At 56.8% G+C, this 18,333-nt stretch carries 19 protein-coding genes; 6 read left to right on the top strand and 13 right to left on the bottom strand.

Annotation, left to right across the window (positions count from 1 at the left end):
• Nucleotide 1: 1 nt before the first annotated feature.
• From KGA69_RS10210 to KGA69_RS10175, 8 genes are all read right to left on the bottom strand, one after another.
• The gene (locus KGA69_RS10210) at nucleotides 2-1,258 is read right to left on the bottom strand and encodes an MFS transporter (RefSeq protein ID WP_049057839.1); all 1,257 of its coding nucleotides are present in this window, start codon (nucleotides 1,256-1,258) and stop codon (nucleotides 2-4) included.
• 26 nt (nucleotides 1,259-1,284) lie between these two features.
• Nucleotides 1,285-2,481, bottom strand: coding sequence for an NAD(P)/FAD-dependent oxidoreductase (locus KGA69_RS10205; protein ID WP_063447212.1), 1,197 nt, complete (start codon nucleotides 2,479-2,481; stop codon nucleotides 1,285-1,287).
• A complete protein-coding gene (locus KGA69_RS10200; RefSeq protein ID WP_045379551.1) occupies nucleotides 2,478-3,404 on the bottom strand; it encodes a VOC family protein in 927 nt (308 codons plus the stop codon). The genes KGA69_RS10205 and KGA69_RS10200 overlap by 4 nt, the downstream gene beginning before the upstream one ends.
• A gap of 88 nt (nucleotides 3,405-3,492) precedes the next feature.
• Nucleotides 3,493-4,281 carry an IclR family transcriptional regulator gene (locus KGA69_RS10195; protein ID WP_045392053.1) on the bottom strand — a complete coding sequence of 263 codons (789 nt, stop codon included), beginning with the start codon at nucleotides 4,279-4,281 and terminating at the stop codon, nucleotides 3,493-3,495.
• A 13-nt stretch (nucleotides 4,282-4,294) separates the two neighbouring features.
• Complete coding sequence (locus tag KGA69_RS10190) at nucleotides 4,295-5,044, bottom strand: SDR family oxidoreductase (protein WP_213293063.1); 750 nt, start codon at nucleotides 5,042-5,044, stop codon at nucleotides 4,295-4,297.
• Nucleotides 5,044-6,066 (bottom strand): aromatic ring-hydroxylating oxygenase subunit alpha, encoded by a 1,023-nt coding sequence (locus tag KGA69_RS10185; RefSeq protein WP_045392056.1) that lies wholly within the window; start codon nucleotides 6,064-6,066, stop codon nucleotides 5,044-5,046. Before KGA69_RS10185 ends, KGA69_RS10190 begins: the two co-directional genes overlap by 1 nt.
• A gap of 10 nt (nucleotides 6,067-6,076) precedes the next feature.
• Nucleotides 6,077-6,385: a recombinase-like helix-turn-helix domain-containing protein gene (locus KGA69_RS10180; protein ID WP_004144765.1), complete on the bottom strand. Its 309-nt coding sequence runs from the start codon at nucleotides 6,383-6,385 to the stop codon at nucleotides 6,077-6,079.
• The gene (locus tag KGA69_RS10175; RefSeq protein ID WP_004151769.1) at nucleotides 6,382-6,705 is read right to left on the bottom strand and encodes a Rieske (2Fe-2S) protein; all 324 of its coding nucleotides are present in this window, start codon (nucleotides 6,703-6,705) and stop codon (nucleotides 6,382-6,384) included. The genes KGA69_RS10180 and KGA69_RS10175 overlap by 4 nt, the downstream gene beginning before the upstream one ends.
• A gap of 426 nt (nucleotides 6,706-7,131) precedes the next feature.
• Here KGA69_RS10175 and KGA69_RS10170 point away from each other — a divergent pair, with 426 nt between their 5' ends.
• The gene (locus tag KGA69_RS10170) at nucleotides 7,132-8,346 is read left to right on the top strand and encodes an MFS transporter (RefSeq protein ID WP_213293061.1); all 1,215 of its coding nucleotides are present in this window, start codon (nucleotides 7,132-7,134) and stop codon (nucleotides 8,344-8,346) included.
• 3 nt (nucleotides 8,347-8,349) lie between these two features.
• Here KGA69_RS10170 and speB read toward each other — a convergent pair whose 3' ends face one another.
• From speB to KGA69_RS10140, 5 genes are all read right to left on the bottom strand, one after another.
• Nucleotides 8,350-9,270, bottom strand: a complete 921-nt coding sequence (speB, locus tag KGA69_RS10165; RefSeq protein ID WP_015369744.1) for an agmatinase — start codon at nucleotides 9,268-9,270, stop codon at nucleotides 8,350-8,352.
• Between the two features lie 153 nt (nucleotides 9,271-9,423).
• The gene (locus tag KGA69_RS10160) at nucleotides 9,424-10,098 is read right to left on the bottom strand and encodes a hypothetical protein (protein ID WP_045392062.1); all 675 of its coding nucleotides are present in this window, start codon (nucleotides 10,096-10,098) and stop codon (nucleotides 9,424-9,426) included.
• Between the two features lie 150 nt (nucleotides 10,099-10,248).
• Complete coding sequence (gene speA, locus KGA69_RS10155; protein ID WP_020077953.1) at nucleotides 10,249-12,225, bottom strand: biosynthetic arginine decarboxylase; 1,977 nt, start codon at nucleotides 12,223-12,225, stop codon at nucleotides 10,249-10,251.
• Between the two features lie 8 nt (nucleotides 12,226-12,233).
• Entirely contained in the window at nucleotides 12,234-12,350 is a 117-nt protein-coding gene (gene yqgB / locus KGA69_RS10150) for an acid stress response protein YqgB (RefSeq protein WP_015369741.1), read from the bottom strand.
• Between the two features lie 404 nt (nucleotides 12,351-12,754).
• On the bottom strand, nucleotides 12,755-13,027 hold the full coding sequence (locus tag KGA69_RS10140) for a hypothetical protein (protein WP_155956312.1): 273 nt from the start codon (nucleotides 13,025-13,027) through the stop codon (nucleotides 12,755-12,757).
• A 136-nt stretch (nucleotides 13,028-13,163) separates the two neighbouring features.
• Between KGA69_RS10140 and metK the strand changes: the two genes are divergently transcribed.
• From metK to rsmE, 5 genes are all read left to right on the top strand, one after another.
• Complete coding sequence (gene metK, locus KGA69_RS10135) at nucleotides 13,164-14,318, top strand: methionine adenosyltransferase (protein ID WP_004149807.1); 1,155 nt, start codon at nucleotides 13,164-13,166, stop codon at nucleotides 14,316-14,318.
• 391 nt (nucleotides 14,319-14,709) lie between these two features.
• On the top strand, nucleotides 14,710-16,104 hold the full coding sequence (locus tag KGA69_RS10130; protein ID WP_045379571.1) for a sugar porter family MFS transporter: 1,395 nt from the start codon (nucleotides 14,710-14,712) through the stop codon (nucleotides 16,102-16,104).
• Nucleotides 16,105-16,182: 78 nt separating this feature from the next.
• Entirely contained in the window at nucleotides 16,183-16,683 is a 501-nt protein-coding gene (locus KGA69_RS10125; protein WP_020077952.1) for a SprT family zinc-dependent metalloprotease, read from the top strand.
• 94 nt (nucleotides 16,684-16,777) lie between these two features.
• A complete protein-coding gene (gene endA, locus KGA69_RS10120; protein ID WP_045392065.1) occupies nucleotides 16,778-17,485 on the top strand; it encodes a deoxyribonuclease I in 708 nt (235 codons plus the stop codon).
• An 88-nt stretch (nucleotides 17,486-17,573) separates the two neighbouring features.
• Nucleotides 17,574-18,305 carry a 16S rRNA (uracil(1498)-N(3))-methyltransferase gene (rsmE, locus tag KGA69_RS10115; RefSeq protein WP_015369736.1) on the top strand — a complete coding sequence of 244 codons (732 nt, stop codon included), beginning with the start codon at nucleotides 17,574-17,576 and terminating at the stop codon, nucleotides 18,303-18,305.
• Nucleotides 18,306-18,333: the final 28 nt, after the last annotated feature.

Genomic DNA, 18,333 nt, shown 5'->3' with positions numbered 1-18,333 from the left:
CTCAGTAACGTCTCAGCAGCGGCAGTAACAGGGCGCAGCCCACCGCCGCCATCACCGCCAGAAAAATCAGCCCGGAATCCATGCTATGGGTGAAGGCGATAAGCGCGCCCATCACCGCCGGCGATAACGCCCCGGCAAAGTTTCCCAGCCCGTTGAAAATCCCGCCCGCCGTGGCGCTGACCCGTGGATGGGTCGCTTTAGCCAGCAGCGCGAAAATGTTTGGCGCGCCGGTGCCCCACATAAAGGTGCTAAAGCTCATCGCCGCAATCACCGGTAACGGCGCGCTAAAATGCATCACCGCCGCCAAACCGATTCCGGCGCCCGCCAGGGAAATAAAGCAGGCGGCGGCGCGCTTATCGACGCGGTCGGACAGCCAGGCGCCGATAATTTCGCCCAGCAGCATGGCGATAAACGGCATCGACGACAGCCAGCCGGCGTGTTCCAGATGAATGCCTTTGCCTTTAATCAGGTAGCCCGGCAGCCAGCCGTTGATCCCCCACAGATAGGCGAGAAAGGCGATATTGAAGATGCAGATCATCCAGAAATGCGGGCTAACGAAGAGCTCGCGCCGCGCGCTGCGGCGCGCTTCCTGCGACGTTTTATCGCTGCCGACTTTCGCCTCCAGCTGCACGCCGCGCAGCCCGATGCGCACAAAAATCAGCACCGGCACCGTCAGCATCGCCATCACGAAAAAGGTGCTCTGCCAGCCGAAGGTATTGAGTAGCCAAATTGACAGCGGGAAACCCAGCGCCGCGCCAACCGGCGTGCCGAGCAGCCACAGCATGGTGGCGCGGGCCTGCAGCCGCTGCGGGAAGGTGTGGCGCACCACGGCGAACGCCAGCGGGAACAGCGGCCCTTCGGCGATGCCCAACAGGATGCGCAGCGTCACCATCAGCGCGTAGTTGTGGGTGAAGCCCATGATCACCATCAGGATGCACCACACCACCATCATTCCAGTTAGCAAGCGCAGCGGCGCAATCCGGTCGCCAAGACCGCTTAATAACACTGACGAGAAGCCGTAGCTCAGCAGAAAGGCGCTCATCAAAATACCCAGCCGGGTGGTATCGAAATCGATCCCCATCGCCTGCTGGAAGTGGCTATCGGAAAACAGCGCGGCGATACTGATTTTGTCGAAAAACGCCAGCAGTACGCAGGCCAGCAGCGACAGCGGAATGGCCCAACGCACCGCCTTTTCAGGCGTGCGGATGCCCTCGCCACTCGCCTCAGCAGGCGCGGCGTTAGTCTCTAATGTGGTCATTTCTCCCCCTTAAGGGTTCGCGTTAATTATCGCAATGACATCAGCGAGAAAGTCGGGTCAGCGAGCGGGACGTCAGAGAGATCCCTCCCCGCCGCCATCCAGCGCTTCGCCAGCTTTACGGTACGTGCATTATTGAAGGCCACCAGCTGCGTTAAACGTCCATCGGCATTGAGCGAGAAATAGAGCGCGCCCTGCGGCTCGTCACGCGCGATGGTACGGCTGCCCGCCTGCGGGATCCCCAGGATCTGGATATTGCGATCGTATTGATCCGACCACAGCCACGGCGCCTCGTCGTAGCCGCTGGCCTGCGGATCGAGCATCGCTTTCGCCGTAGCGATGGCCTGATTTTGCGCAAAGGCCCACGACTGAATGCACAGGCCATACTGATGATGCTGAGCGACATCGCCGGCGGCGAAAATCGCCGGATCGCTGCTGCGTCCCTGGGCATCGACGACAATCCCGCGCTCGACAGCGAGCCCGGCATCGCGCGCCAGTTCCAGATTGAGATCGACGCCGATCCCCACCACCACCGCATCGAAGGTTTCCCGCTGGCCGTCGCAGTGCAGCGTCGGCAGGCCGTTATCATCTTCCAGCTCCAGCGCGCCGCAGCCGCGGCGAATATCAACGCCCTGCCGGCGATGCAACTCATCCAGCGCCAGCGAGACCTCCATACTGACCGAGCGCATGCACAGCGCTGGCTGCTGTTCATAAAGGGTTACGGCTACGCCGCTTTTGCGCGCCGAGGCGGCGATTTCGAGGCCAATCCAGCCGCCGCCGACGATCGCCAGCCGCGTTGCCGATGCCAGCCGCTGCTTCAGACGCTGCGCGTCCTGCCAGTGGCGCAGGGTATAGACCTGCGGATGCTGCGCCCAGGCCTCGGACGGCAGGCGCGCGCGGCCGCCGGTGGCGATCAGCAGTTGATCGTACGCCAGCGTTTCGCCGTTGCTCAGCGCCAGGGTTTTATTTTGCCGGTCAATCGATTCCGCGCGCAGCGGTCGGTACCAGCGCAGATCCAGCGCCTGTTGCGCCTCGGCGCTGAATATTCGCGGCAGCGCCGGTTCGGCCTCCAGCAATGCCGCTTTCGACAGCGGCGGGCGCTCGTAAAAATCCCATTGCTCTTCGGCAACCACGCAAATCTCGCCGCTAAACCCTTCATCACGCAGCGTTTTCGCCGCCCAGCCGCCAGCCTGGCCGCCGCCGATAATGACTATCCGCGCCGTCATACCGCCTCCGGTTTTTTCTGCTGGCGACGGGTATCGTGATCGATACCGCCTTCCACCGCCCATTCGGTAAAGGACACGAGTGAATGCTCCAGCTCGCGCGGCTGCCAGTTTTCCGTCAGATAGTCATCGTTGGTGTAGTACTCAAAAGCGCCGCCGGTCGGGCTGTTGACATACCAGAAGTAGGCCGAGGAGACCGGATGGCGGCCGGGGCCGATAAACGTGCTCCAGGCGTTTTTATTCATCGCAATGCCGCCGCCGATCACTTCGTGAATATCACGTACGGTAAATGCGACGTGGTTAAGTCCACGTTTGCGGTTGGGCAACTGCAATAAGAAGAGGTTATGGTGGCCGCCGCGCACGCCGCAGCGCAGGAACACCGCGCGATTGATATAGCGGTCTGACACCTGGAAGCCGAGCACTTCGCGATAGAAACTTTCCACCGCCGCCAGTTCTTCCACGAAGAACACCACGTGGCCGACGTTAATCGGCTGCGCGCGGTCGTACACCGGGCTCGGGGTGTCGATGCGACGTACATCGCCCCACTGGTTGATCGGCTCGACGTTCAGTTCCACCGCCGTTTGCTGGCTTACCTGCACCCGCAGCGTCATACCGTTAGGGTCGCGGCACTCCAGCGCGCCGTCGATTTCACGGAAAGCGGGCTGACGTTCCAGCTTCGGGCGCAGCGCATCCAGCGCCGCCCGATCCGCCACGCCCCAGGTCATGCGACGCAGGGTGTTGCCCGCCTCAAAGGCTGGCGGCAGGTCGGCGCTATCGGTCGGGTTAAGTTCGACCCGCGCGCCGCTGAGGGTGGTAAACGCGCGGCCGCTGGCGTCGCCGGTCAGGCCAAAATCGCGCATGAATTTCGCGCTGTGGTTCAGGTCGTCTACGCCAAATTCCAGCTTTTCAATTCCGGTAATACTCATTCTTCGTCGCCTCTTTACCGTTCAGTCGCCCGAATTTGGGCGTAAAACATGCCCGACGCAATCAAGCGCCTGCCGTTAAGTTGTTGATTTAACTTGCCTGTGACAAATATCCGAGGAAACCGGAAATTTTGTCCGCCGCCATACTGACCTCGTTCTGTAACCGCTCGCGATCGCTTTGCGGGATCTCGTCCGACGGCACCAGAATGCTAACGACCGCCGCCACCCGGCCGCTGCGGTCAAAGACCGGATAGACAATCGATGAGATACCGTGGCGATAGAACGATTCGCCAATCACATAGCCGCGGGCTTTATCCTGCTGCACCATCTGCCACAGCGCTTCGCGGTCGTACAGCTGACCCGGCGTATTGCCCGGCAGACGTTCATCCGGGAACAATTGCTCAAACTCGCTGCGGGAAACATCGGTCAGCAGCATGCGGCCAAGCGAGGTGCAGTGCACCGGTAGCCGCGTTCCGACGCTGACCTGGTTGATACGCGAACCGGCGGCGCTGACGCGGGCGATGTAAATGATGTCGCGGCCATCGCGGATCGCCAGATGGCTGCTGCACTGGCTGATATCACGCAGTTGCTCGATGACCGGCTGACCCACCTGGGCGACATCCAGTGAAGCGATATATTCAAAGCCCAGACGCAGTACGTTCATGCCCAGCGAAAAGGTATTGGTGCGGGCGTTACGCTCGAGAAAGCCCATATATTCCAGCGTCTGCACCACGCGATAGGCGGTCGCTTTCGGCATATCCACCAGCCGATGCAGCTCGGCAAAGGTTAGATCGCGATGCTGTTCGCCAAACGCCAGCAGCAGTTGTAAACCGCGCTCCAGACCCGGTACCAGGTACTTCACTTCCTGATCGTTCGCCATACCGCCTCACTTGTTAGTTAAAGACAAAACCGCCGTTGACCGGGATCAGTTGGCCGGTGATAAAGCGCGAAAGATCGCTCAGCAGCCAGACCACGCTGCCGGTGACATCTTCCGGCTGCTGCGCGCCGCTGAGCGCGCGGCCGTTCTCATACAGCTGATGACGCTCGGCGGGAACATATTCCGTGGCCTCGACGCGAGTCAGCCCCGGAGCAATGGCGTTGATACGGATCCGCTTTTCACCCAGCTCGCGGGCCATGGAACGGGTCATCGCAATTACCGCGCCCTTGCTGGCGACATAGGCTATCAGCCGCGGCGCGCCCCACAGCGCGGTGTCCGAGGCGACGTTGACGATCGCCGCGCCTTCCCGCAGCAGCGGTACCGCAGCGCGGGTCACCAGCCAGGTGCCTTTAACGTTGACCGTCATCACCCGATCCCACAGATCTGGATCGTAATCGATCATATTTTTACCGCCGACGCCGGTGGCCATCGCTGCGTTATTGACTAAGCCATCAATCGGCCCCTGCGCGCCGATGGCGCTAAAGACCTGCTCGATCGACGTTTGACTGGCAAGATCGATGGCGTGGGATTCGACCTGATAGCCCTTCTGCTGCAGGCGATGAGCGCTTTCCGCCAGCTCCCCCTGCAGGATGTCGCACATCACCACCGTCGCGCCCTGCGCGGCGCAGGCTTCGGCAAAGTGGTAACCCAGGCCACGCGCCGCGCCGGTGACGACAATGCGTTTACCGTTCAGCAGGCCGTTCATCAGGCGGCACCCTGCTGCGCTTCGCGGAGCGCTAGCTGCTCCTTCGCCGCTTTCTGCATCATACGGCGCAGTCGGGACAGACCGACATCATGTTGATAGAGATATTCATGATCGCGGGCGTTCGGCGCCAGGCTCTCCAGTACCACGCGATCCTGTTCCAGTACTTCCCAGTGCAGTTTTTCCAGACGGTTGCGGTACATAAAGCGCCACAGATCGCGCTGCCAGCCCTGTACGCCGCGGATGCGCCAGAAGAAGACGCGGCAGTTGTCGTTATCTTCCGGAACCACCATGCCGACGATCCAGAAGTGGCCGCCCGGCCCGAAACGCTTTTTGTACGGAATAGACAGGCGCATCCAGTAGGCGCCGCTGTTGCCCAGTTCAACCCAGTCAAAGTTGACGCCGCTCTGCCCTTTTTTCTCGAAGATAAAGCCGGTTTTCGTCGGCTGCAGCACCATATCGGCTTTGCGATCGCCTTCCGCCATCGAGTGCGATGACGAGTGCAGATAGGTACCGTGCATCGGGTCCATCACGTTTTCCAGCGCGTACTGGTAGTTGCATTTCCACGCCGCGGTGCACAGGAAGTTACTGTATGTTTCGTGGTCGGCCAGTTCCTCCGGGAAGCTCAGTTCATCAGGCTGCTGGTCGGCGGTGACACCGAACCACAGGAAGATTGCCCCATGCGCTTCCTGCACGCTGTAGCTGCGCACGCACTGCTGGCCGACCAGCGGGCAGCGGTCAACCGCCGGGACGTCTTTGACTTCGCCGTTACCGGCGACTTCCACGCCGTGATACCAGCAAGCGATACGATCGCCTAAGTTCCAGCCCATTGACAGACGCGCGCCGCGATGCGGGCAGCGGTCTTCCAGCGCCTGCACCTGACCGTCTTTATTCCGCCAGACCACGATCTGCTCACCGAGACGGGTAATGCCCACCGGCGCAGACTGCACCTCCCAGCTCGCCAGCACCGGATACCACAGGCCGCGCAACCCTTTATCAAGATAGTTTTGTACCGTTGTCGTCATTACTGTGTCCTCAGTAGCCGTTGACCTGTAAAAATGCCTGGAAGCTGCTTTCACTCCACGGTTCGCCCTGCTGGTCATGCATCCTGACGCCATTGAGACCGTTCACCAGCTCACCGAGGCTTTCCGCGCCCTGTTCGAACAGCGTTTCCAGGGTCGCGATAAGCTGAAGCTCCCAGTTTTCCGGCACCCGGCTGCGGGTTTGCCAAATCAGATTGTGATAGTCGCCAGGCTTATGGATATTGCCGTTTCCGCCTTCCGCCGGTGGCGTAAACTGGCGGCTTTCCGGTAGCGCCGGGTTGAAGTCCAGGGATTCGCTCATGCCACGTTCTCCTCGATAAAAGTAATCTGGATCTGATTGTCGTATACCCGCACCGGGTAACGATTAAGGTTGCGGCCGCCGGGGCCATGCAGGCACTGGCCGGTTTTGACGTCGAATACCGCCTCATGCAGCGGGCATTCCACCTTGCCATCTTCGACAAAGCCCTGGCTCAGGAGCGCATAGGCATGAGGGCAAACGTCTTCCAGCGCGTAATATTCGCCATCAATCAGATAAATACCGATTTCCTTACCGTCGATATTGCCGCTATAGGGAAAATCTTCCTGTACTTGCTCCGCGTCACATACGCCTATCCAGCTCATCGCAATCCTCCAGGCTTTGTTTCATATATGAAACTCTGTTTCTTATTTAATACGGTCAATATAAAAGCGGTGAATGTTTCGTCAAGCGTTAATGTGACGAAGTTGTTAATGAAAGGCTTTTAAATTAGCTAAGTGTGCAATTGATCACGAAAAACTGCATTCAGATGAAATGATGATATTTAAAGAGGTGATCCATTATAAATAAAAATGCCGATTTAAATTTCACATGCGGCTATTGACTTCTTTTCTAAACGATCATTAAAAATGTGCAATAGCGGAAAACATGATGTTTCATCCATGAAACAACACTTTATTTAATCGTTAAAAAACAATGAGTTTCACAGGTGAATCATTTTACTCATGTGACTATTTCTGGCGTTAAAAAATAATAACCGGCAATCATTAAATTAAGCGTGGAGATAACGAATGGCGGCAAGATGGCAAGGGGTAATAGCACTACTTTTGTTAATAATTATTTCCTACGTCGATCGGGTAAATATCTCGGTGATGATCCTTAACCCGGAATTCGCTGCCCATTTCCAGTTAAATGAAAACAGAATGTTACAAGGAATGCTAATGACATGCTTTCTTCTGGGTTATGGTTTTTCGGCATTATTATTAACACCAGTTATAGAAAGTAGATGGCATTATCGTCAGGGACTGTTAAGCAGCATTGCGATATGGGCGCTGGTGTGCGCCATTTCCCCGTTACTCGGTTCACTAATGGGAATGTTAATCGCGCGCATTGTTCTTGGCGTGGCGGAGGGGCCGCTATTCTCACTGAAAACGCGCTTTATCAACGACAACTTCGCCGCCGATGAAATAGGTAAACCGAATGCGGTGACCGCCCTCGGCGTATCGTTGGGGCTGGCGGTAGGCTTCCCGCTGGTCACCTGGCTGATGGCGCACGTTGGCTGGATCGGCGCCTTCTACGTGCTGGCGCTGCTGAATTTGCTGCTCGGCGGTGGATTAATCTGGCGCTTTCTCCCCGCGCCGCAAGTGACCGCACAGCGCGCGAAGCCGGGCTTCAGCCAAACTTTTGCCCTCGCCTGGCGTACGCCGCTGCTTGGCTGGATCCTGCTGGTGGAAATCGCCACGCTCAGCTATCTATGGGGGAGCAGCGCCTGGTTGCCCGCCTGGCTGCGCGATGAGCACCACTTCTCACTACAGGCCACCGGGCTGCTGGCGGCAGTCCCCTTTCTGTTAAGCCTGGGTTCAAAGTTTCTTGGCGGCGTGCTCCTCGACAAAATGCGCCCGGAGCAGGCGCCGCTGCTGTTTATTATCGGCGGCCTACTCACTGCCGGTTCGGTGCTGGCGCTGATGCTCAGCCAGCAGCCGGTGATGCTGGCGTTGTTTATGCTGGCGGCAAACGTTTTCTGGGGATTACAGGGGGCGGCGATCCCGGCGGTGGTGCAGCATCACGCCCCGCGCGAAGCGGTGGGCAGCGCCTATGGGATCATTAACGGCATTGGCAATATCTGCGCGGCGTTTATTCCGCTGCTAATGGGAGTGGTGATGAAATCGGTGGGATCGGTCAGTTCTGGTTTTTCCGTTCTGGTGGCCTCCCAGCTGATCACGCTGTGCGCCGGCGGCGTACTGCTGCTGCGCATGCGTCGCGCAGCAGCAGCAGTAAACGCTTAAAAATTAGTCGCCTTTCTTCGCCGCCTGAATATAAAGCATCTCCAGCGCCAGAGTCGCCGCCGCCAGGGCGGTAATTTCGGACTGGTCATAGGCCGGGGCGACTTCAACCACGTCCATTCCGACGATGTTCAGATCCTTCAGGCCGCGCACCAGTTTAATCGCACGGTCAGAGGTCAACCCACCGATCACCGGCGTACCGGTACCTGGCGCAAATGCCGGATCCAGACAGTCGATATCGAAAGTCAGGTACACCGGCATATCACCGACGATCTGCTTCACCTGAGCGATGATGTCATCGACGCTGCGGTCGTTAACCTGGCCCGCATCCAGCACGGTGAAACCGTTATCTTTATCAAATTCGGTACGAATACCGATCTGCACGGAGTGGTTCGGATCGATAAGCCCTTCGTTCGGCGCGGTGTAGAACATGGTACCGTGGTCGAATTCACAGCCGTTGGCGTAGGTATCGGTGTGGGCATCGAAGTGTACCAGCGCCATTTTACCGAAATGCTTGGCGTGGGCGCGCAGCAGCGGCAGGGTGACGAAATGGTCGCCGCCGAAGGAGAGCATGCGTTTACCGGCCGCCAGCAGTTTCTCCGCGTGCGCCTGCAGTTTCTCGCTCATTTCGCGGGCGTCGCCGAAGGCGTAGACCAGATCGCCGCAGTCCACGACGTTCAGGCGTTCGCGCATGTCGAAGTTCCATGGGAAACGGTTATGCTCCCAGGCGAGGTTAGTTGACACCTGACGGATCGCCGCCGGGCCATGGCGGCCGCCCGCACGCCCGGAGGTCGCCATATCAAACGGCACGCCGGTGATGACCCAATCCGCATCGCTTTCATACGGCATAAAGTTCATCGGCAGACGCAGGAAACCAAAGGCGTTGGATACCAGGGAGTTATCGTATTGATGACCTAAAGTGCTCATGGATATGACCTCTTTTCGCAGTCGTGGAACGTAAAAAATAAGTATAAAAAAACCCCTCCGCGTCGTTAGGCCCGACGAGGAAGGGTTTGAATTGGGTTACTGCTTATAAGGACAAATTATCGCCTGAAAACCGCCCGGCGGCAAGCGGGACGTTTATTTTTGACAAGGCGCCGGCGCTTTTCCGCGTAAGGCAAAAGCGGCAAAACCGATTGCCCCGACGTTGCGACCAATCTCCTGGGCAGATTGGACAGCGTAAGACGCTGAGACGTTTGAAAACTCAAACGCCGTTTCAACGCGGCTGTTTTTACGAAAACCTTTGATCGCCAGCGAGCCGCCAGCCGGCACAATATAGCCGCTATTATTGAGCGAAGCGGCCTTACCGCTCAGCACATCAAGACCATCTACCGTGGCGACAATTTCATAATCCATGCTGCGGCTATAATTGCGGACGTATAATTGATACTGCGTACCATTATACGCCTCAATGGCATATTGCCATTCGCCCGTATCATGATTATAACTACGAGTGATAGGAAGAAAATTATAATTAGCATCACGTACCGTATATTCCAGGTCACCTGGATGAATATTATACTGTTGATCAAAACCAGTTTGATACGGGCCGGAATAATCAATCGATACCATTTCGTCAGGGTAACGACCCATGCGTTCCGCGGACCTGTGTTTAATCGTTGAGCGCAGGTCGTTCTCTTCATGAGGGGCGGCCACAGAGGGGCGCGCCGCGCAACTATTGTTTGCTATTGGGCGCGAACAGCCGCTTAATAGTAATACACCGATAATAAAACCGTAATACGGCATGCTTTTCATATACCATCCCTGTCCCACTGCTGTAATTTCCTTGCGGCAGTGTACGGGCCTTTACGGTTTTAAAAAGCATGCAATATGATGTTTCAGATTTCATTTATAAAAAAGGCCGGTTTATGAATCTAAACCGGCCTTTCCGCAGAGGGCTCTTAATTACTCATCTTCAAGATAAGTATATCCGTATAGCCCCGCTTCGAACTCTTCAAGGAACTGCTGCTGCAGCTCGGCGTCGAGACCGGTATTTTTCACTTGATCGCGGAACTGGGTCAGCAACGTATTCGGATCCAGCTGGACGTACTGCAGCATATCAGCCACCGTATCGCCCTCATCGGAGAGCTCAACCTCAACGCTACCATCAGGGAAGACGAAAACGTCTACCGCTTCGGTATCACCAAACAGGTTGTGCATGTTGCCGAGGATCTCCTGATAGGCGCCAACCATGAAGAAGCCTAGCATCGGCGGGTTCTCAGGGTCGTATTCCGGCATCGGCATGGTGGTGGCGATCCCGTCGCCGTCAACGTAATGATCGATGGCCCCATCGGAGTCACAGGTAATATCCAGCAGCACCGCGCGGCGTTCCGGAGACTTGTTCAGCCCTTCCAGCGGCATTACCGGGAACAGCTGATCGATACCCCAGGCATCCGGCATCGACTGGAACAGCGAGAAGTTGACGTAGATTTTATCCGCCATACGTTCCTGCAGCTCATCGATGATCGGGCGATGGGCGCGGTTGCTCGGATCGAGCTGTTTTTGCACCTCATGGCACATGTTCAGATACAGCTGTTCCGCCCACGCGCGCTCCTGCAGATTGAAGGTGCCGGAGGAGTAGCCGATATGGATATCGTGCAGATCCATTTGGCTGTCATGCAGCCATTCACGCAGCGAGCGGCGGTTGCCGGTTTCGTGCATCTCCAGCCAGGTTTCCCACATGCTCTGCAGCGGACGCGCGGCGTCTTCCGCCGGCGGGGTCGCCTCGGTGTATTCGTTGCGTTCAACGCCGATGATATTGGAAACCAGTACGGTGTGGTGCGCGGTCACCGCGCGGCCGGACTCCGTAATCACCGTCGGGTGCGGCAGGCCATTCTCTTCACAGGCATCGCCGATAGCCCAGATGATATTGTTGGCGTACTCATTCAGGCCGTAGTTCACCGAGCAGTCGGACTGCGAGCGGGTCCCTTCGTAATCGACACCCAGACCGCCGCCGACGTCGAAGCACTGAATATTGACGCCCAGCTTATGCAGCTCGACGTAGAAACGCGCCGATTCACGCACGCCGGTGGCGATATCGCGAATGTTGGCCATCTGCGAGCCGAGGTGGAAGTGCAGCAGTTGCAGGCTCTCAAGATGGCCCGCCTCGCGCAGAATCTCGACCAGTTGCAGCACCTGCGTCGCCGCGAGACCAAATTTAGATTTCTCGCCGCCGGAGGACTGCCATTTACCGGATCCCTGCGAAGCCAGACGCGCACGCACGCCAAGGCGCGGCACTACGTTCAGACGGGCGGCCTCTTCCAACACGATGGCGATTTCCGACATCTTCTCGATGACCAGATAGACCTTATGGCCCATCTTCTCGCCCACCAGCGCCAGACGGATGTATTCGCGATCTTTATAACCGTTGCAGACGATCACGCTACGGGTCATGCCCGCGTGCGCCAGCACCGCCATCAGTTCAGCCTTCGAACCGGCCTCCAGCCCCAGCGGTTCGCCGGAGTGGATCAAGGATTCAATCACGCGACGGTGCTGGTTGACCTTGATCGGGTAGACAAGGAAATAGTCGCCGTTGTAACCGTAGGATTCACGCGCGCGCTTGAAGGCGGCGTTAATCGAGCGCAGACGGTGTTGCAGGATCTGCGGGAAGCAGAACAGCGCCGGTAGGCGTTGTCCCTGGGCTTCGCGCGCTTTGACCAGCTCGGCCAGATCGACGCGCGCTTCCGGGACGTCAGGATCCGGGCAAACGCTGATATGGCCCAGTTCGTTAACGTCGTAATAGTTATTACCCCACCAGGCAATATTGTAGGTACGTAGCATTTTGCTGGCTTCCTGGGAGCTCATCGCAACCTCCTGCATGGAACGTAGTACACCGTGTTCGCCTGCTGACGAAAGCGAACCCAAAGACATGTCGTCAGACATAGCGAACCTCAACTTGTAATATTAACTACTATCGCAGTCGACAGACGCGATAACAACCCATGAACAGCCTTTAATCCCAGCAGATAGTGCTGGCACTGCAGCTGCGCGACCGGTTTCTTATTCATATATAGTAAAACACGTACCCGAAGCTGGTATGACAGCCCGGAGAAACCACGAGAAAACCCTTGCTCACGCAAGAGCGCCCTTGTTCAGTTTTCAAAAAGCCTGGAGGCCCTGGAATCCTGAGAAGCGCCGAGATGGGTAGAACATCGGCAGGTTTGCACGAAAGAGATGCAGATTGCGGGATAGAATTGCGCGACAGAACGACGCGACGAATCAGGCGAAAAACGTTGGTTCATTATCTGGTATCACCTCCACACTGCCCCGAAAAAGGCCAGCGACAAGCCAAAGCTATACCCGTCATACTTCAAGCTGCAGATGCGTTGGCTGCGTGCGTTCATCCCAGTCACATAGTTATCTATGCTCCTGGGAATTCGCGCCCTTGCCGCCTTCCTGCAACTTAAATTATTTAGGGTATATACATATCGTACAGCTGGCGAAACCGCCGCTGTGTAACAGAGTGCTTAACCCGGCTGGAAGTGGCGTCACGAGATGGAGCTTCGTGCGCTTTTTTAATGAGCCGCGCGCGGCGTTTTATACCGAGAAGCGGGGTAAAATGCAAAATAAAAATACGCGCCTTGCCGGGGTTGTCAGGAAAAATTTCCACCACGCTTTTTCCATTAATGCGGGCGATGTCAAAAAAATGTGGAAATGCGATGAAGTTCTGACCTAAAATAGCCATCCAGAAGTTAATCCATCTATACTGATTAACACTCAGACTGCTCGTGTCACTACCTGCAAGCTTTGGTAGGGTCATCTATCAAAGCCTCTCTACACAACAGTATGAGCTACACGAATACTCACAGGTAAAACAAAACATGGCAAAACACCTCTTTACGTCCGAGTCTGTATCAGAAGGGCATCCAGACAAAATTGCTGACCAAATCTCCGATGCCGTGCTGGACGCGATCCTCGAGCAGGATCCGAAAGCGCGCGTAGCGTGCGAAACCTATGTCAAAACCGGCATGGTTCTGGTTGGCGGTGAAATCACCACCAGCGCATGGGTTGATATCGAAGAGATCACCCGTAACACGGTGCGTGAAATTGGCTACGTGCATTCCGATATGGGCTTTGACGCCAACTCTTGCGCCGTCCTGAGCGCCATTGGTAAACAGTCCCCGGATATCAACCAGGGCGTTGACCGTGCCGACCCGCTGGAACAGGGCGCGGGCGACCAGGGCCTGATGTTTGGCTATGCCACTAACGAAACTGACGTGCTGATGCCGGCGCCGGTGACTTACGCGCACCGTCTGGTACAGCGCCAGGCTGAAGTTCGCAAAAACGGTACCCTGCCGTGGCTGCGTCCGGATGCGAAAAGCCAGGTCACTTTCCAGTATGACGACGGCAAAATCGTCGGCATCGATGCGGTTGTGCTTTCCACTCAGCACGCTGAAGATATCGATCAGAAATCCCTGCAGGAAGCAGTGATGGAAGAGATCATCAAGCCGATTCTGCCGACCGAATGGCTGAACGCTTCCACCAAGTTCTTCATCAACCCGACCGGACGTTTCGTCATCGGCGGCCCGATGGGCGACTGCGGTCTGACCGGTCGTAAGATCATCGTTGATACCTACGGCGGCATGGCTCGTCACGGCGGCGGCGCGTTCTCCGGTAAAGATCCATCTAAAGTTGACCGTTCCGCAGCCTACGCGGCGCGCTATGTGGCGAAAAACATCGTTGCCGCAGGCCTTGCTGACCGTTGTGAGATTCAGGTTTCCTACGCTATCGGCGTCGCTGAACCGACTTCAATCATGGTCGAAACCTTCGGCACCGAAAAAGTGCCTTCTGAACAGCTGACCCTGCTGGTACGCGAGTTCTTCGACCTGCGTCCGTACGGCCTGATTCAGATGCTGGATCTGCTGCACCCGATCTACAAAGAGACCGCGGCTTACGGTCACTTTGGTCGCGAACATTTCCCATGGGAAAAAACCGACAAAGCAGCCCTGCTGCGCGAAGCGGCTGGCCTGAAATAAGCCACCCCGCTTGACTGCTTAAGGCCAGCCCCGCGCTGGCCTTTTTGTTGCCCTGAATCTCTCTCCCCGACGTTTGACCATCGTTGATCCATTTACCTCCTCCACGTGATGAAAGCGATTACATATATGCCGCAAGGGCGGGATTGTTTTAGCTGCCAGTAGGCACGAACTCTTTTCACAATGTTACATAACATGTCGAATATTGCCGTTTCAGCGCAATCTTATTGGCGAGGTTTGATTTTTATATCTATGATTTGAATATATTTTTACTGATTACATATCTTTACCTTAGTGTAACCGATTACACAGTCGTGATTGTAATCACGTTTTTTTGTCCGGCACTGCCCTACTCTTAGCAGCGACAGAATCAATCACTCAACTGGAGGGCGTTATGCCTGACAACAAAAAACAAGGGCGTTCAAACAAGACGATGACGTTCTTTGTCTGTTTCCTCGCCGCGCTGGCCGGCTTATTGTTCGGCCTTGATATCGGCGTTATTGCCGGCGCCTTACCGTTCATTGCTAATGAATTCCAGATCAGCGCACACACCCAGGAGTGGGTGGTCAGCTCCATGATGTTCGGCGCCGCCGTCGGCGCAGTGGGCAGCGGCTGGCTCTCTTTCAAACTTGGGCGTAAAAAAAGCCTGATGATCGGCGCGATCCTGTTTGTGGCCGGTTCACTCTTTTCCGCCGCCGCGCCGAACGTCGAAATTCTGCTGATTTCCCGCGTATTGCTGGGGCTGGCGGTTGGCGTCGCCTCTTACACCGCGCCGCTGTACTTGTCGGAAATCGCACCGGAGAAAATCCGCGGCAGTATGATTTCGATGTACCAGTTGATGATCACCATCGGCATCCTCGGCGCCTACCTCTCTGACACCGCCTTCAGCTACAGCGGCGCGTGGCGCTGGATGCTCGGCGTGATTATCATCCCGGCAATCCTGCTGCTGATCGGCGTAATCTTCCTGCCGGATAGCCCGCGCTGGTTTGCCGCTAAACGCCGTTTCGTCGATGCCGAGCGCGTCCTGCTGCGCCTGCGCGATACCAGCGCGGAAGCCAAACGCGAGCTCGATGAAATCCGCGAAAGCCTGAAAGTCAAACAGTCCGGCTGGGCGCTGTTCAAAGAGAACAGCAACTTCCGCCGCGCGGTGTTCCTCGGCGTACTGCTGCAGATCATGCAACAGTTCACCGGGATGAACGTCATCATGTACTATGCGCCGAAGATTTTTGAACTGGCGGGCTATGCCAATACCACTGAGCAAATGTGGGGCACGGTGATCGTCGGCCTGACCAACGTACTGGCCACCTTTATCGCCATCGGCCTGGTCGATCGCTGGGGCCGTAAACCGACGCTGATCCTCGGCTTTATCGTGATGGCCGCCGGTATGGGCGTGCTGGGCAGCATGATGCATATCGGTATTCATTCTGCTACCGCGCAGTACTTCGCGGTACTGATGCTGCTGATGTTTATCGTCGGCTTCGCGATGAGCGCCGGCCCGCTGATTTGGGTACTGTGTTCTGAAATCCAGCCGTTGAAAGGCCGTGATTTCGGCATCACCTGCTCCACCGCGACCAACTGGATTGCCAATATGATCGTCGGCGCCACCTTCCTGACCATGCTGAACTCTCTCGGCAGCGCCAACACCTTCTGGGTCTACGGCGGTCTGAACGTGCTGTTTATCCTGCTGACTATCTGGCTGATTCCGGAAACCAAAAACGTCTCGTTGGAACATATCGAACGCAACCTGATGCAGGGACGTCCGCTGCGCGAAATCGGCGCCCGCGATTAATCCCCTCTGTGCTTCCTCCCCATCCGGGAGGAAGCTTCTTCTTGCTCTCCCCCGCGCGGCGCACTATCCTCTGGCGCTATGAAAACACCCCGAATTCCCATCGCTATCCAGCAGGCCGTCATGCGTAGCCTACGGGAGCATCTCGCCACCGCCAATCTCAAGCTGGAACGCCGCTATGCGGAACCGACGCTGGTTTATCAGCAGCGCGGCACCTCCGCCGGCACCGCGTGGCTGGAGAAAAACGAGATCCGCCTCAATCCAGTGCTATTGCTGGAAAATCAGCAAGCGTTTATCGATGAAGTGGTGCCGCACGAACTGGCGCATCTACTGGTGTGGAAGCACTTTGGCCGCGTCGCGCCGCACGGCAAAGAGTGGAAATGGATGATGGAGGCCGTGCTGGGCGTCCCCGCCCGCCGCACCCATCGCTTTGAGCTCGATTCAGTCCGCCAGAACACCTTCCCCTATCGCTGCCAATGCCAGCAGCATCAGCTCACCGTCCGTCGCCATAACCGCGTGGTGCGCGGTGAAGCCACTTACCGCTGCGTTCGCTGCGGCGATCTGCTGGTGGCCGAAAAGTAACCACTGGAATTAATTAGAAACTTTCTGATCTGACTGATTGCATCTGACCCCCTCATTCGCTACGTTGCGGGCTCGTTTTGACACGGAGTTTACGATGTCCCGTATGTATGTTTTCGCCGTCGCGTTATTCAGCGTGGCAGCCAGCGGCCAGCTTGCGGCCGCTGGTATTAATAGTTTTTCCCAGGCGAAAGCCGCTGGCGTAAAAGTGAATGCCGACGTCCCCGGCGACTTTTATTGCGGCTGTAAAATCGACTGGCAGGGTAAAAAAGGCGTTATCGATCTGGAATCTTGCGGCTACAAAGTGCGTAAAAATGAGAACCGCGCCAGCCGGGTCGAATGGGAACATGTGGTCCCGGCATGGCAGTTCGGCCACCAGCGCCAGTGCTGGCAGGATGGCGGGCGTAAAAACTGCGCCAAAGATCCGGAATACCGCAAAATGGAAAGCGATATGCATAACCTGCAGCCTGCGGTCGGCGAGGTCAATGGCGATCGCGGCAACTTTATGTACAGCCAGTGGAACGGCGGCGATGGACAGTATGGTCAATGCGCCATGAAGGTCGATTTCAAAGATAAAGTCGCCGAACCGCCAGTACGCGCCCGCGGCTCGATCGCCCGCACCTACTTCTATATGCGTGACCGCTATCAGCTAAATCTTTCCCGCCAGCAAACCCAGCTATTTACCGCCTGGGATAAGCAGTATCCGGTGACCTCCTGGGAATGCGAGCGCGATGAGCGAATCGCCAAAGTTCAGGGCAACCATAATCCTTACGTCCAGCAGGCTTGCCAGGCGCAAAAGAGCTAACCTACACTAGCGGCAATTGTTAATTTGCAGCCGCCGCCTTCCCCGCCGAGGGGAAGGCGCAATCTGCGCGAAGAACGGAATATCAAGCATGCGCATCCCCCGCATCCACCACCCGGAACGCATTACCCCTGGCAGCCACATCGCCCTCAGCGAAGACGCAGCCAACCACGTTGGCCGCGTCCTGCGCATGAGCAAAGGCCAAGAAATACAGCTATTTGATGGCAGCAATCAGGTTTTCGACGCGGTCATCACCGAAGCGGGCAAGAAAAACGTCATGGTCGAGGTTATCCGCGGCCAGATCGACGATCGTGAATCTCCGCTGCATATCCATCTCGGCCAGGTGATGTCACGTGGCGAAAAAATGGAATTCACCATCCAGAAATCGATCGAACTTGGCGTAAGCCTCATAACGCCACTGTTTTCCGAGCGCTGCGGCGTTAAACTGGATGCCGAACGCTTGCAGAAGAAGATTCAGCAGTGGCAGAAAATCGCTATTGCCGCCTGCGAACAGAGCGGCCGTAACATCGTGCCGGAGATTCGCCCGGCGATGCAGCTGGAAGCCTGGTGCGCCGAGGAAGAAAACGGCCTCAAGCTCAACCTGCACCCGCGCGCCAGCGCCAGTATCAATACGCTGCCGCTGCCGGTTGAACGTGTTCGCCTGCTGATTGGCCCGGAAGGCGGCCTGTCGGCGGAAGAGATAGCGATGACCGCTCGCTACCAGTTTACTGATATCCTGTTGGGACCGCGCGTTCTGCGTACTGAGACTACCGCGCTCACCGCCATCACCGCGCTGCAGGTGCGTTTTGGCGATCTGGGCTAAAATCTGGCGCAACGTTCCGCAAACACGA

The organism is Klebsiella sp. A52, assembly GCF_018388785.1.
Lineage (GTDB): Bacteria > Pseudomonadota > Gammaproteobacteria > Enterobacterales > Enterobacteriaceae > Klebsiella > Klebsiella aerogenes.
This window is presented reverse-complemented; position numbering and strand designations above follow the sequence as displayed.